At 67.9% G+C, this 14,948-nt stretch carries 10 protein-coding genes; 4 read left to right on the forward strand and 6 right to left on the reverse strand.

Features of this window, described 5'->3' with window-relative positions:
* Positions 1-18 precede the first annotated feature (18 nt).
* From UAA55_RS01410 to UAA55_RS01420, 3 genes are read right to left on the reverse strand one after another with little or no spacing between them, the layout of a single operon-like run.
* Positions 19-1,170, reverse strand: coding sequence for a Gfo/Idh/MocA family protein (locus UAA55_RS01410; protein ID WP_322950879.1), 1,152 nt, complete (start codon positions 1,168-1,170; stop codon positions 19-21).
* Between the two features lie 17 nt (positions 1,171-1,187).
* Positions 1,188-2,615: an MFS transporter gene (locus UAA55_RS01415; protein ID WP_322950880.1), complete on the reverse strand. Its 1,428-nt coding sequence runs from the start codon at positions 2,613-2,615 to the stop codon at positions 1,188-1,190.
* A 35-nt stretch (positions 2,616-2,650) separates the two neighbouring features.
* Positions 2,651-3,094: a hypothetical protein gene (locus UAA55_RS01420; RefSeq protein WP_322950881.1), complete on the reverse strand. Its 444-nt coding sequence runs from the start codon at positions 3,092-3,094 to the stop codon at positions 2,651-2,653.
* Positions 3,095-3,537: 443 nt separating this feature from the next.
* Between UAA55_RS01420 and UAA55_RS01425 the strand changes: the two genes are divergently transcribed.
* Positions 3,538-5,127: a carboxylesterase/lipase family protein gene (locus UAA55_RS01425; RefSeq protein WP_322950882.1), complete on the forward strand. Its 1,590-nt coding sequence runs from the start codon at positions 3,538-3,540 to the stop codon at positions 5,125-5,127.
* A 64-nt stretch (positions 5,128-5,191) separates the two neighbouring features.
* On the opposite strand, the gene UAA55_RS01430 is transcribed toward UAA55_RS01425, so the two are convergent.
* Positions 5,192-6,685, reverse strand: a complete 1,494-nt coding sequence (locus tag UAA55_RS01430; RefSeq protein WP_322950883.1) for an HAL/PAL/TAL family ammonia-lyase — start codon at positions 6,683-6,685, stop codon at positions 5,192-5,194.
* Between the two features lie 253 nt (positions 6,686-6,938).
* Between UAA55_RS01430 and UAA55_RS01435 the strand changes: the two genes are divergently transcribed.
* Both UAA55_RS01435 and UAA55_RS01440 read left to right on the forward strand, forming a co-directional pair.
* Positions 6,939-8,978 (forward strand): tetratricopeptide repeat-containing sulfotransferase family protein, encoded by a 2,040-nt coding sequence (locus tag UAA55_RS01435; protein ID WP_322950884.1) that lies wholly within the window; start codon positions 6,939-6,941, stop codon positions 8,976-8,978.
* 97 nt (positions 8,979-9,075) lie between these two features.
* Positions 9,076-11,478 carry a TonB-dependent receptor gene (locus tag UAA55_RS01440; protein ID WP_322950885.1) on the forward strand — a complete coding sequence of 801 codons (2,403 nt, stop codon included), beginning with the start codon at positions 9,076-9,078 and terminating at the stop codon, positions 11,476-11,478.
* Between the two features lie 72 nt (positions 11,479-11,550).
* Here the strand turns inward: UAA55_RS01440 and hutC are convergent, their stop codons facing one another.
* The gene (hutC, locus tag UAA55_RS01445; protein WP_322950886.1) at positions 11,551-12,261 is read right to left on the reverse strand and encodes a histidine utilization repressor; all 711 of its coding nucleotides are present in this window, start codon (positions 12,259-12,261) and stop codon (positions 11,551-11,553) included.
* Entirely contained in the window at positions 12,258-13,634 is a 1,377-nt protein-coding gene (locus tag UAA55_RS01450) for a formimidoylglutamate deiminase (protein ID WP_322950887.1), read from the reverse strand. Before UAA55_RS01450 ends, hutC begins: the two co-directional genes overlap by 4 nt.
* 89 nt (positions 13,635-13,723) lie before the next feature.
* Between UAA55_RS01450 and hutI the strand changes: the two genes are divergently transcribed.
* The gene (gene hutI / locus UAA55_RS01455) at positions 13,724-14,947 is read left to right on the forward strand and encodes an imidazolonepropionase (RefSeq protein ID WP_322950888.1); all 1,224 of its coding nucleotides are present in this window, start codon (positions 13,724-13,726) and stop codon (positions 14,945-14,947) included.
* Position 14,948 lies beyond the last annotated feature (1 nt).

The raw sequence follows: 14,948 nt of genomic DNA on the forward strand, positions 1-14,948 counted from the left end.
TCCCGTCAGATCAGGCCTTCAGACGGCCAACTGAACCCAGCCGCCGCCGGCGGCGCTGTTGGCCACGGCCGTTTCGATGAAGGCCATGCCCCGCAAGCCGGCGTCCACGCCGGGCAAGGTGCCGTCCGGGGGCAGGCGGCCGGCATGGATGGCGGCGGCGAAATCGCGGTACAGGTTGGCGAAGGCCTCGATGTAGCCCTCGGGATGCCCGATGGGCAGGCGGGTAGCGGCCCGCGCCACCGCGCCTAGGGCTCCACCGCCGGCGTGCAGCACCTCGGCCCGGCCGTCCAGGCCGTTGATGGTCAGGGCATTGGGGGTTTCCTGGGACCAGTCCAGCCCGGCTTCGGTGCCGAAGACCCGCAGGCGCAAACCGTTCCGGTCACCGGCGGCGATCTGTGAGGCATGAAGCACCCCGGGCACGCCTGCCGCCGTGCCGTCATCGAAACGCAGCAGGATGTTGCAGTCGTCGTCCAGGCGCCGGCCCGGCACCACGGTGGACAGGTCGGCGCACAGGCGGGTAACCAGCGCGCCGGTGACGAATTCCGCCAGGTTGAACGCGTGGACGCCAATGTCGCCGATACAGCCGCCGGCGCCGGAGCGGCCGGGATCGGTCCGCCAGTCGGCCTGCTTGAGGCCCGTGTTCTCCACCGGGGTGGACAGCCAGCCCTGGCTGTATTCCACCACCACCTTGCGCAGGCGGCCGATGCGGCCCGCCGCCACCAGCGCCCTGGCCTCCCGAACCAAGGGATAACCTGTATAGGTGTGGGTCAGGGCGTAGATGCCGCGGGCCTCGCCGGCCACGTCCGCCAGGTCACGCATTTCCGCCAACGACAGGGCGGCCGGCTTGTCGCACATGACATGCAGGCCCGCCCGCAGGGCGTGGACGCTGGCCGGCACATGGACGTGGTTGGGGGTGACGATGGCCACCGCGTCGATGCCGTCGGCCCGATCCCGCTCAGCGGCGATCATGGCCGGGTAGCTGGGATAGGCCCGGGCAGAATCGACGCCGTAGATGGCGCCCCCCTGCCGCGATCTGTCGGCATCGCTGCTGAACGCGCCGGCGACCAGGCGGAAACGGCCATCCATCTCCGCCGCCATGCGGTGAACGGGCCCGATGAAACTGCCAGGCCCACCACCGATGAGGCCAAGCCGCAGAACGGGATTGGACATCCCCTCCTCCCTTCCGATCATGTCTTGTTGAAAATCCGGAGGTCCCTGGGCAGCCGCGTGACCAGCCCACCCACGACCAGCAGCAGGCCCGCCAGCACCGGCAGGGTGGCCAGGAAGCTTCGCCGCGCGTGGTCGGGATCGAGGTCGCGGGCCAGCGCGAAATACAGGCTGCCGATCAGCGCGGCGCCAGAGGCGGCGCCCAGTTGCTGGACCGCCTTCATGGTGCCTGATGCCGCCCCGGCGTGAGCCACGTCCACATCCGACAAGGTCACGGGGCCCAAGGGACCACCCGTCAGCCCCATGCCCGTCCCGGTGATCAGCAGGGCGCCTCCCACCGCGACAAGGGGCGCCTGCGCGGCGATCAAGGAGAACAGCGTTGCCAAGCCGGTAAGCATGATCACCACGCCGATGCCGATGAGGCGCAGGCCGATGCGTGGCAGCGCCCGCCGCGCGACAACACCGATCGCCACCGAGGCGCCCGCGGCGTAGGGCACATGCACCAAGGCCGTTTCCAGCGCCGAGCAGCCCAGGCCATATTGCAACGTCAAGGTCAAGATGAACAACAACCCCGCGGTCACCGCCTGGAAACAGAGGGAGATGCAGACGCCAATGGTGAAACCCCGGTTGGCGAACAGGCCGGGATCCAGCAGGGCGGTGCCGGTCACCGACCGCCGCCGGATGTGCCGCACAAACAGCCAACCCAGGACGGGCGCCATGGCCAGTGATGACAGGCACCACCAAGGCCAGCCGGCCTCCCGACCTTGCATCAGCGGCAGGATCACAGCCAACAGCGCCGCGGCGATCAGCAGCGTGCCCGGTATGTCGATGCCGCTGGCCCGTGACGACCGGCCGGATGGCAGCACCCGCCAGGCGCCGATCAGGCCGGCCACGCCCAGGGGGCCGTTGATCAGGAAGATGGGCCGCCAGCCGAGCCCGAACAGGTCGGCCTCGATCAAGAGGCCGCCCAGGATGGGCCCGAGAACGGCCGCCAGCCCGCCCAGCACACCGAAAATGGCCAGGGCGCCGATACGCTCCGCCGGCGGGTACATCACCTGGATCAGCGACATCACCTGGGGCAGCATCAAGGCGGCGGCAGCCCCCTGCGCCAGGCGCGACAGCACCAGCAGGGCCGGGCTGGCCGCCGCGCCACACAGCAGCGATGTCACGGTGAAGCCGGTGACACCCACCATGAACAGACGGCGGTAACCATGGGTATCCCCCAGCCGGCCACCCGTGATCAGCAACACGGCGAAGGCAACGGCATAACCGGCCACCATCCACTGCATCGCCACCGAGCCGGCTCCCAGATCGCGCTGGATGGACGGCAAGGCGACGTTGACGATGGTGAGGTCGATCAGGTCCATCATGAAAGCGCCGGCAACGATGACCAGCGCCAACTTCCGGCGCCGGGTGGACATCGCGGCGGCCTGATCGATGGCGGACACGGCCGTGGGTCGCGGGCCCGCCGGAGCCCCGCTGATCATTTGGCCCCCGCGCTGAACTCCGCCCACTCCTCCACGATCTTACCGCAACGCAGACGATCGTGCTGCGTAATGACGGCGCCCGGCTCACCCGCCTTGAGCTGGCCATGGAAACGCACCACCCCGACGCCGTCGTTCACGGCCAACGTTTCGATGGTGAAACGCGAGTCCGGCATGCCCGTCATCTTTTCCCATTGGACGATGGTGCTGTCGCGGGTGGCGCCAAAGGGCGGGTTGCGCTGGACCATGCCGGCGGCGGCGAAGGTCTCATAAGCCCCACGGGCGTCCTTGCGCACCAGCAACTGGTCCGCAAAGGCCTGGAACAGCGTCGCGGGCTCCACCTTTTGCCCAGCAGGACACTCATCGCTCCCCGCCGCATGCGCCGCCACCCCGGCGCCTAAAATTCCGATGACACAGAATGCGGCGGTCCAGGGCCAACCCATGTCGCTCCTCCCGTTGATTCTCGTTATGGCGCCGCCCACGTCGGCCAGCCATGCGCCGAAGGGCGGGACGGCAGGCCGGCAAGCTGTCGCATGTATCCAACGCCTATAACATGAATACATATTATTATTCTATATAATACCTTACCCGCGGCGGCGCTGAAAACCATCCATTTTCCCGCGGGGACTCCTCCGCCGGTATGGTAACGGCGCGCCCCGCCCCATTCGGACCAGAGCGTCGTTGCTGTCCACGCATCGATAGACCCTGCGGATCCGCAGGAACGATCGTTTCCATCCTCCTCCCCCGGAAGGCGTCAGGCCACTCTACGACGCGATGCCGCCCCATGCCCATACACCCTCCATAACAAGAATTATTATTCTTGTTTATTGCACCGGCGCGCACATCGTTATAAACCATCACCATTATAAAATCGGGAGGCATCCTCATGATTGCGTGCAAAATGCTGGCGGGCGCTGCCGTCGCCCTGCTGCTGTTGCCGGCCATCGCGGCGGCGCAACCGATCCTCCGGCTCGACTCCGGGGAAATCCGTGGCGCGGAAAAGGGCGCGGTCGACGAATTCCTTGGCATACCCTACGCCCAGGCCCCGGTGGGCCCGCTCCGCTGGCGGGATCCCGCGCCCGTCAAAACCTGGCAAGGCGTCCGCGACGCGACCAAAGCCCCGCCGGCCTGCTATCAGGGCCCACCCGGCGGGTTCGGTCCTTTCACGTCCGAGTTCCTGATCCAGGGCCCCGTGGCGGAGGACTGCCTTTACCTGAACGTCTGGAAACCCCACGAAGTCAACGGCAAGCTGCCCGTGTTCTTCTACATCCACGGCGGCGGCTTCGGCAGCGGATCCAACAGCATCCCGGTGTACGACGGAAGCGGCCTGGCGTCCAAGGGGGCCATCGTCGTCACCATCAACTATCGGCTGGGCGTGTTCGGCTTCCTGGCCCACCCCGAGTTGACAAGGGAATCGGCGCTGCACAGTTCGGGCAACTACGGCCTGCTCGACATGATCGAGGCGTTGAAGTGGGTCCGTGCCAACATCGCCAAGTTCGGTGGCGATCCCGGGGACGTGACCATCGCCGGCCAGTCGGCCGGCGCCGCCGCGGTCAACGACCTGGTCGTGTCACCGCTGGCCAAAGGCCTGTTCCAGCGCGCGGTGGCCCAAAGCGGCTCAGGCATGGGCATCCACATGCCGTCGCTGGCGGAAGCGGAAACAACCGGCACCAGGCTCGCGGAAAAGCTGGGCGTCCGGTCCTTGGCCGAACTGAGAGCCGTATCCGCCGAAGCGCTGCAACAGGCGTCCGACACACCCCCGCCCGCACCTGGGCCCGGCGCCAAGCCGTCATTGCCGACCATAGCGTTCGCCCCGAACCTCGACGCCGTCGTCGTCGCGGGCGATCCCGATGACCCGGCGGCCCCCGTCGCGAGCAAGGTGCCGTTCTTGACCGGTTTCAACACCGACGAAGGCATTCTGTTCGGCAACGCGGCGATGACGCCAGCCGATTTCATCTCCCTGGTCCATGAGCGCTACGGCACATTCGCCGATCGCCTGCTGGCCCTATACCCCCACGCCACCGATGAGGATGCCCAGGCTTCGTACAAGTTGCTGGCAAGGGACCGTTATATGGCCAGCCTGGTGCTGTGGGCCCAAAGACGGACGGCCGCGAGCGGGCAGTCGGTCTATGCCTATATGTACGACCATCCGTATCCGGCCAGCGGCGGCCAGGACTTCGGCGCGTTCCACACAGCCGAGGTCCCCTACGTTATGGGCGCCCTGGGCAAAGGCGGACGCGTCTTCACCGACCGGGATCGCGCCGTTTCCAATGCCCTGCAAGCACACTGGCTGGCCTTCATGAAGAAGGGTGACCCGTCCATCCCCGGCGTTCCCTGGCCGCATGTCGTCACCGGCTCACCCATGGTCATGGGTATCGGCGACACCACGGATCCTCGCCTGGGCGTTTCCACTGAGGAGCGCTTCACGGTGTTCAAGGACTATGTTCTGGCCGGTGGGAAACTGTCCCTTCTTTAATGGTCCGCCGTGCCCCGGACTTAGCCGTCTCGCCTCGAAGGGCAGCGTCATCACAGGGCATCCGTCATGTCGGCAAGCCACGCTTGATGATTTCGGCGCCGATATTGAGATGATCGGCAAGCGGCCGGTCGTCCCGGTAGCGGTCGACCCGGGCGCGCACGTGGCGGTGTATGGCGGCGGTGCCGGGCGCGCGATCCGCCGGGTCGACCGCCAGATCATGGGCCTCGACCGCCGCCAGAAGCTCGATCCCCAGGATGTATTCGGTGTTGTCGATGACGGCCAGCAGCTTGGTCGCGGCCGCCGTGGGGTGGGCCAAATAATCCTCCTGCAAGGCCGAATTGATGCCGCCATCCAGGCTGGCGGGCGCGCAGAGGCGGCGGTTGTCCGCCACCAGGGCGGAGGCGGTGTACTGCGCGATCATGAAGCCGGTGGTGGCGCCGGGATCGCTGGCCAGGAACGGGGGCAAGCCGCTGACCAGCGGATTGACGAGGCGGTCGGTATGGCGTTCGGAATTGGCCCCCAGGTGCGCGATCGCGATGGCCAGTGAATCAAAGGCGATGGCCAGCGCGGGCGCCACGGCGTGCGCCTCGGACTCCACCACCGGCGCCGCCGGCGTTCCGGAGACGATGGGGTTGTCGGTGACGGAGCGCAATTCTCGGTCGACCACGGCGCAGACGGCGTCGAAGGCATCCCGGGCGGCGCCGTGCACGTGCGGCACGGCGCGCAGGCTGAGCGCGTCCTGCAACCGGGTGCCGGCGGCGCGCGCCAGGCGGCGGCTGCCGGCCAAATGGTTCCGCAGGGCGGCGCCAGCCTGGTGCAGCCCGGTCGACACCCTGAGACGCAGGACCTGTTCCTCATAGGCGGAGGTCTGGGCGCCCAGCGCCTCCAACGTCAGCGCCGCCACCGCGTCGGCGGTGTCCAGCAGCGTCTCGATCCGCGACAGCGCATAGCCGCCCAGGCCGGTGGCGCAGGGCGACCCGTTCACCAGGCTCAGCCCCTCCTTGGAATCAAGCACCAGGGGCGACATGCCGATGGCGTCCAGCGCCGCCCGCCCGGACAGGCGCTGGCCATTGAGATGGGCCGATCCCGCGCCGATCAGCACCAGGCCGATATGGGCCATGTGGGTCAGGTAACCGACGGACCCGCGCGACGGCACCTCCGGAACGCAATTCCTGGCCAGCAGCGTCAGCAGCCCCTCGACCAACTCGGGCCGGACGCCGGACCGGCCGTGGGCGAAATTGTTGACCTGGGCGGCGATGATGCCCCGCACCGCCGCCGTCTCCAGCGCCTGCCCCATGCCGCAGGCGTGGCTCATCACCAGGTTGCGCGACAGGTCGCGCTGCTTCTCGCGGTCCACGACCGTGCTCACCAGCGCGCCGACGCCGGTGTTCACCCCATAGGCCCGGATGCCCTGGCTGACGATGGCCTCAACCAAGGCATGCGCGCTACCGACGCGCGCCCATGCTTCCGGCGACAGCACCAGGGCGGCCCCCCGGGCGACGGCGCTGAGATCACGCCAGCTCAGGGGGGCGTTCAGCAGGACGGCGGGCAGCATCATGAAGATTCCCCAGACGCGCGACAGGTCGCAAGATTCATACGGCCGGCGGGCCGGGCCAGCAATTATGTATAGACTAGTTCCGGACATGAATGTATAGACAATCTGCATGAACAGGCACCGCCGGTGATGAAAAATCCACCGGCACGGGATATACGGGCGATCCCACCCTAAGCGGGCCCAACCTGAGCGGGAGTTGGCTTCCGATGTCGGACCTTGCGTATTCCCTCCCCCACCCTTTCCAGGCGCGGCCCGCATGACCGGCGCCGCCCCTTCGCCCGCCCCCTCCTCCCTGGCCACGGTCGACGCGGCCCTGGACCATGCGGCCATGCTGGCCGACACCAACCCGTCCCTGGCCCTCGCCCAGGTCGCGGAAGTGCTGAGGGCGGCGCCCGACCATCCCCGTGCCCGCCTGATCGAAGGCCGGTCGCTGAGGCTGGCGGGGGATGCCCAGGCGGCGACGGACGTTCTGCGCCGGCTGGTGGCGGCGGAGCCCCGGTCGGCGGCGGCGGCCATGGAACTGGGCCTGTCGCTGCGCGACCTGGGCCAGCTGCGGGACGCGCTGGATCACCTGCGCCACGCCGTCGCGGCCAACCCCAACCTGGCCGCCGCCTGGCGGGCCCTGGCCGACACCCTCAACCTCAGCGGCGACCATGAGGAGGCGGAGAAGGCCCACCTGGCGGGCGTGAAGGCGTCGACCCGCGACCCCATCCTGGCGCAGGCCGCCGTCGCCCTGCTGGAAGGGCGGCTGAACGTGGCGGAGCGGGCGCTGCGGGACCGGCTGCGCGCCCAGCCGACCGACGTGGCCGCCATCCGCATGATGGCGGAACTGGCCGTGCGCCTGGGCCGCTACGACGACGCGATCAAGCTGCTGAGCCGCGCGCTGCACCTTGCGCCCGCCTTCACCGCGGCGCGGGAGATGCTGGCCAGGACGCTGCAGCGGCACAACCGGCCGGCGGAGGCCCTGGCCGAAGTGGAACGGCTGCTGGCCGCCGAGCCGGACAATCCGTCGGTGCTGATGCTGAAGGCGTCGCTGCTGGTCCGGATCGGGGAGCAAGACGCGGCCGCCACGGTCTACGCCCACGTCCTGGCCCGCCATCCCCAGCAGGCCAAGGGCTGGATGAGCTACGGCCATGTCCTGAAGGCCATCGGCCGGGTGGATGAGGCCATCGCCGCCTACCGCACCGCCCTTGAGCAGCAGCCCACCCTGGGCGAGGCGTGGTGGAGCCTGGCCAATCTCAAGACCTTCCGCTTCTCCGCGGATGACAGGGCGGCCATGGAACGCGGCCTGCTGGCCACGATGGACGACGAAAACCGGCTGCACCTGCACTTCGCGCTGGGCAAGGCCCTGGAGGACGCCGGCGACGATGACGCCGCCACCTTCCGGGCCTATGCCGAGGGCAACCGCCTGCGCCGGGCGCAGCTGACCTACGACCCGGACGAGACCCACGACCAATGCGCCCGCATCGCCGCCATGGTGGATGGCGGGTTCCTGGCCCGGACCCACGGCGGGTGCCCGGCGCCGGACCCGATCTTCATCGTCGGCCTTCCCCGCTCGGGCTCAACCCTGGTGGAGCAGATCCTGGCCAGCCACAGCATGGTGGAAGGCACCAGCGAACTGCCCGACATGATGGCCATCGCCGCGCGGCTGGCGGCCCCCGGCAAGGACGCCGCCAGGAACACCCCCCCTGGCCGCTATCCGGAATGCCTGGGCGACCTGGCCCCCGCCGCGCTGGAGGCGCTGGGCGCCGAATACCTGGCGCGGACACGGGTGCACCGGCACGACGGCAAGCCCTTCTTCATCGACAAGATGCCCAACAACTGGATGCACGTGGCGCTGATCCGCGCCATCCTGCCCCAGGCGCGCATCGTGGACGTCCGCCGCCATCCCCTGGGCGTGGGCTGGTCCGCCTACAAGCAGCATTTCGCGCGCGGCCAAGGCTTCACCTACGACTTGGCGGAGCTGGGGCGCTATTACGCGGACTACGCGACGCTCATGGCCCATGTGGACCGGGCGGCGCCCGGCGCCGTGCACCGCGTCATCTATGAACGGCTGGTGGCCGACACCGAAAGCGAGGTCCGCGCCCTGCTGGACCATCTGGGGCTGCCGTTCGAGGACGGGTGCCTCGCCTTTTGGGACAACCGGCGCACCGTGCGCACCCCCAGTTCGGAGCAGGTCCGCCAGCCCATCTTCACCGAGGGGCTGGACCATTGGCGGCGCTTCGAGCCCTGGCTGGCGCCGCTGAAAGCGGCGCTGGGCACGGTCTTGCAAACATATCCTGAGGTTGAGTTGTGACTTTGCGTATCAATTAAAAATAAAACAAAATACCAGAGGGCGGAAGACCCACAAGAACAGGGACAGAAGCGGAACTTCATGGGAAAGGGCGATCATAATGCGAGTTAAGACCAAGCGGGCCGGCAGGCTGGTCCTGCTCCTGGCCTCCACGGCGCTGGCGCCGATAGGGGGAATGCAATCCGCCATCGCCGCCGACACCACGCCCGCCGCGCCGGCGGCCCCGGAATCGGCGAATGAAGGCCTGATGGAAATCGTGGTGACGGCGCAGAAGCGCAACGAGAACCTGCAGAACGTGCCCATCAGCCTGCAGGCGCTGGGCACGGCCACGCTGGAGCAGCATCAGGTCCAATCCTTCGACGACTACGCCAAGCAGTTGCCCAGCGTCTCTTTCCAGTCTTTCGGACCAGGCCAGAGCCAGCTGTTCTTCCGCGGCATCTCGTCCGGCGGCGACGGCCTGCCGTTCGGCGCCCTGCCCACCAGCGGCTTCTACCTGGATGAAATTCCCGTCACCACCATCGGCTCTCTGCTGGACGTCCACATCTATGACGTCGCCCGGGTCGAGGCGTTGTCCGGACCGCAAGGCACGCTCTATGGCGCCAGTTCCCTGTCCGGCACCCTGCGCATCATCACCAACAAGCCGGACACGTCCAAATTCTCCGCCGGCTATGATGTCCAGGGCACCCGCTTCGACAAGGGCAGCCTGGGCGGCACCATCGAAGGCTTCGTGAACATCCCCCTCAGCGACAGGGCGGCGGTGCGCATCGTCGGCTTTGACGAACATGACGGCGGCTACATCGACAACACCTACCACCAGCGCACCTACCAGAGCCCCCATACCCTGGACGACGGCACGGTGGTCAACAGCCCCATCACCGTGGACAATGCGAAGTTCGTCAAAAAGAACTTCAACGACGTCGACACCTATGGCGGCCGTGTGGCCCTGGGTATCGACCTTGACGACGACTGGACCGTCACCCCGCAGGTCATCGCCCAGCACCAGCGGTCCAACGGCTCCTTCCTTTACGATCCCAAGGCTGGCGACCTGCAGGTTCACGACTATGCGCCGGAACGCAACATCGACAAGTGGTACCAGGCGGCCCTGACGGTCGAGGGCAAGGTCTGGGATTGGGATGTGCTCTATTCCGGCGGCTATATGCAGCGGTCGATCGACACCCACGCCGACTACAGCTATTACACCGTCGCCTACGACGCCTATCCCAACTATGGGTATTTCACGAATTCGATGGGAAAGCAGATCGATCCCACCCAATATTATTATGGGCATCAGGATCTGACCAAGCAAAGCCACGAATTGCGCTTCAGCTCGCCCTCAACCAACCGCTGGCGGGTCACTGCCGGCCTGTTCTATCAAGAGCAGACCAACCAGTTCCAGGCGAACTATTACGCGCCGGGTTACGGGTCGTCCCAACAGGGATCGCCTGTGTATGAAGACGACATCTTCCTGACCAACGTGCACATCGTCGACCGCGACTACGCGGTGTTCAGCCAGGCCTCCTACGACATCCTGCCCAGCGTCACCCTGACCGGCGGTGTGCGCGGATTCATCGCCGACAACACGCTGACCGGCTTCTCGGGCTTCGCCAGCGACGCGGCGAAGGCCGGCTGCGTGACGCCCTTCCCGTCGCTGAACAGCTGTTCCTACCTCAACAAGAAATTCAGTGACTCGGGCGAGACCCACAAGCTGAACGTGACGTGGCAGATCGATCCGGATCGCATGGTCTATGCGACATATTCCACCGGCTATCGCCCTGGCGGCAACAACCGGCGGGCGGCGGTCGAGCCCTATGGATCGGATACCCTGGACAATTACGAGCTGGGCTGGAAGACATCCTGGTTCGATCAGAAGCTGCGCTTCAACGGCGCCGTCTATTACGAGGAATGGAACAACCTGCAGTACGCCCTGGTGGCGCTCAATTCCGGCAGCGTGACCAACATCTACAATGCCGGCGACGCCCGGGTGTACGGCGTCGAGACGGACATCACCTGGGCCGTCACCCGCAACCTGACCCTGTCGGCATCGGGCGCCTTCAACGATGCCCGCTTGGCGACCGACTTCTGCGCCATCGGCGCCAACAGCAACCCCGACTGCGCCTCCGGCATCATCGCGGCGCCGAAGGGCACGCGGTTGCCGGTGCAGCCCCGGATCAAATTCAACACAACGGCCCGCTATGAATTCCTGCTGGGGGAGGTGGACAGCTTCGTCCAGGGCTCCGTGAATCACCAGACCAGCACGCGCAGCTTCCTGGGGACCACGGCGAATGACCTCGTCGGCGACAGTCCCGGCTTCACCACCGTCGACGTGTCGATGGGCGGCAAGATCGGCAACACCACCGCCGAATTCTATGTCCAGAACCTGTTCGACGAACGCGGGGGGCTGACCCGGAACACCTTCTCCGCCCCCGAAATCTCCGGGCAGTACGCGCGCATCTACCCGACCAAGCCGCGTCTGTTCGGCGTCAAGTTCGGCCAGAAGTTCTAAAAGCCAGACCAGCGGCATGAGCCAAGGGCTCATGCCGCTGTAGGCTGCGACCGCGGCCGCCTGAAGGACGCGTCAAGACCGGCTGCTGCCGAACCGGGCGACCAGATGATAGGCCGTGCCCAGGAAGTACTGGCGCACGGAGGTGATCCGTTCCGAACCGCGCCAGGTCTGGCGCTCGACCAGCAGACAGGCGGTGCCGGCCGCCACCTTCAGCAGCCGCGCCGTCTCCGCGTCCGCGGAAACGGCGGAGATTCGGGTTTCCGCCTCCGTCCACGGGACATGGCGCAGCAGCCAGGTTCCGGGCGGCTCCCTCTCCAAATCCGCGTCGGCGATGGCCGGCACCGCGGCCAGGCTGACCAGGCGGCGTTCCACCGCCATGGGCGCCCCATCGGCGGAATGCAGTCCGTCGAGTTGCAGCAGCCGGCGCCCGCCCGCCAAAAGTTCCTCCTCGGCGTTACCCCGGGCTGGCACCCGCAGCTTGCGCGCCAGCAGCTGATAGCCGTAGACGTGGCCGCGCTTGGCCACCTCGACCGACAGGTCCGGGACGTCGAGGATCATGGAATGGGCGTGCGGACGGCCGACGAAGGAGCCGGCGCCCTTGCGCCGCTCGATCAGGCCCGCCGCCGCCAAGGCGGACAGCGCCTTGTTCACCGTCATGCGCGAGCACTGGTACACCTGCATCAGCTCATGCTCCACGGGGAGCCGCTCTTCCGGCGCCAGTTTTCCCGACAGGATGGCCGATTCTATGTCCGTTCGAATGCGCTCATGCAGGGACAGCGTCACTGGGTCAATCTTTCAAGGACTTCGCGATAACGGGCGACGATGGCTTCCCGCCGCTGGTGCCGGCCAGTATTAACCACCTGCCTTCCCCGGCGCCAGACCCCGTCAATGGCCGAACGGCCGGCGGCGAAGATCAGGCCGTCCACCAGCGCCGCCCCCCGGCGACCGCACAACGCCGGGTGGCCGACATCAAGGCTGACCAGGTCGGCCGCATGGCCCACCGCGATGGCGGCCGGCGCGCCCAGGGCCACGGCACCCCCTGACAGGGCGCCGTCCAGAAGGTCCTGACCCGTCGACCGGCCCGGCGCGCCCGCGAACACGTTGCGGCTGCGGCCGGCCAGGCGCTGGCCGTATTCCAGCAGGCGCAGTTCCTCGGTGGCGTCGATCAGGACGTTCGAGTCCGACCCGATGCCGAACAGGCCGCCGGCGGACAGGTAGACCGCGGCCGGGAAGATCCCGTCGCCCAAATTGGCCTCCGTGATGGGGCACAGGCCGACCACGGCGCCACTGGCCGCCATGCCCGCCACCTCCGCCGGCGTCACGTGGGTGGCGTGCACCAGGCACCAGCGGGCGTCCACGGCCACGTTGGCCAGCAGCCATTCCACCGGCCGGGCCCCGGCCCAGGCCACGCAGTCCTCCACCTCCTTCACCTGTTCGGCGATGTGGATGTGCACGGGGGCCCCGCCCGCGAGGCCGACCACCTGCCGCAACTCCTCCGGCGTCACGGCGCGCAGGCTGTGCGGCGCCACGCCGACGACCGCGTCGGGCAACGCCCGCGCCGCGTCCCGCGCCGCCTCCACCAGGCGGGCGAAACCGTCCAGGTCATGCAGGAAGCGGCGCTGCCCATGCCCCGGGGCCGCCCCGCCGAAGCCGGAGTGCGCGTAGAACACCGGCAGGTGGGTCAGGGCGATGCCGGTCTCTTCCGCCGCCGCGACGATGGCGGCGCTCATTTCCGCCGGATCGGCGAACCGCCCGCCATCACGGTCATGATGCAGATAATGGAATTCGCCGACGCGGGTGAACCCGGCCTCCAGCATTTCCATATAGGCCAGCGCCGCGATGGCCCGCAGGTCGTCGGCCGACAGGCGATCGACGAAGCGGTACATGACCTCGCGCCAGGTCCAGAAGCTGTCGCCCGCGGGCCCGCGCACCTCCGCCAAGCCGGCCATGCCGCGCTGGAAGGCGTGGCTGTGCAGGTTGGGCATGCCGGGCAGGACAACCGGCCGCCGCTCGTCGCCGGCCTGGGGCGCCACGTCCCGCTCCAGGGCGATGATGACGCCGTTCCGGACCGTCAGCCGCACATTGTCAGCCCAACCGTCGGGAAGCAGGGCCTGGCCGAAATGGAAAGCCCCGTCCGAAGCGCCGTCGATGCCCATGTCGTATTCTCCTGTTGCGCTATATGTCTATACATTCTAAGGTGCGAACGCAACCATAGAGGCGGACCAGGGCCGCCGGGAGAACGGGCATGCGTTGCGACAAGCTGTGGACGAACGCCCATTTGGCGACGCTGGCCGGCCCGGAATTGGCCAATGGGCCGGCCAGCGGGTTGGGCGTCATTGACGACGGCGTGCTGGCCATGCGCGACGGGTTGATCGTCTACGCGGGCCCCGCCATCGACGCGCCCGATTTCGACGCCGGCGCGGTGGTGGATTGCGACGGCCGGTGGATCACCCCCGGGCTGATCGACTGTCACACGCATCTGGTCCACGGCGGCAGCCGCGCGCATGAGTTCGAACAGCGCCTGGCCGGCGCGTCCTATGAGGAAATCGCCCGGGCCGGCGGCGGCATCGTCTCCACCATGCGCGCCACGCGCGACGCCGATGTGGACGGGCTGACGGCCAGCGCCTTGCCCCGGCTGGACGCGCTGATCGCGGAAGGAACGACCACGGTCGAGGTCAAGTCCGGATACGGGCTGGACCTGGCGGCCGAACTGCGGATGCTGCGCGCCGCGCGGCGCCTGGGCGAAGCGCGGCCGGTCCGGATCACCACCACCTTCCTGGGCGCCCATGCGCTACCCCCCGAATTCCGGGGCGACGCCGACGGCTATATCGACTTCCTCTGCGACACCGTGCTGCCGGCGGCGGCGCGGGAGGGCTTGGCCGACGCGGTCGACGCCTTTTGCGAGGGCATCGGCTTCACACCGGACCAGACGGCGCGGATGTTCGCCGCCGCCGCCGCCCACGGGCTGCCGGTCAAGCTGCACGCCGACCAACTGTCCAACCTGTCCGGCGCGGCACTGGCCGCCCGGCATGGCGCCCTGTCGGCCGACCACCTGGAATATACCGACGCCGATGGCATCGCGGCCATGGCCGCCGCCGGCACCGTGGCGACGCTACTGCCCGGCGCCTTTTATTTCGTGCGCGAAACGAAGCTGCCGCCCCTTGCGGCCTTTCGGGCGGCGGGGGTGCCCGTCGCGCTGGCCACCGACTGCAACCCCGGGACCTCGCCATTGATCTCGCTGCTGCTGGTCATGAACATGGGCGCCACGCTGTTCCGCATGACGGTGGACGAATGCATCGCCGGCGTCACCCGCAACGCGGCGCGCGCCTTGGGCCTGCACCGCGAGATCGGCACGCTGGAGGCGGGCAAGTCCTGCGACCTGGCGATCTGGGACATCGAGCGGCCGGCGGATCTGGTCTACCGCATGGGCTTCAATCCCCTGCACGCGCGTGTCTGGCGGGGGAACTGAC

The sequence above is a fragment of the Nitrospirillum guanabarense genome (assembly GCF_034653355.1).
Lineage (GTDB): Bacteria > Pseudomonadota > Alphaproteobacteria > Azospirillales > Azospirillaceae > Nitrospirillum.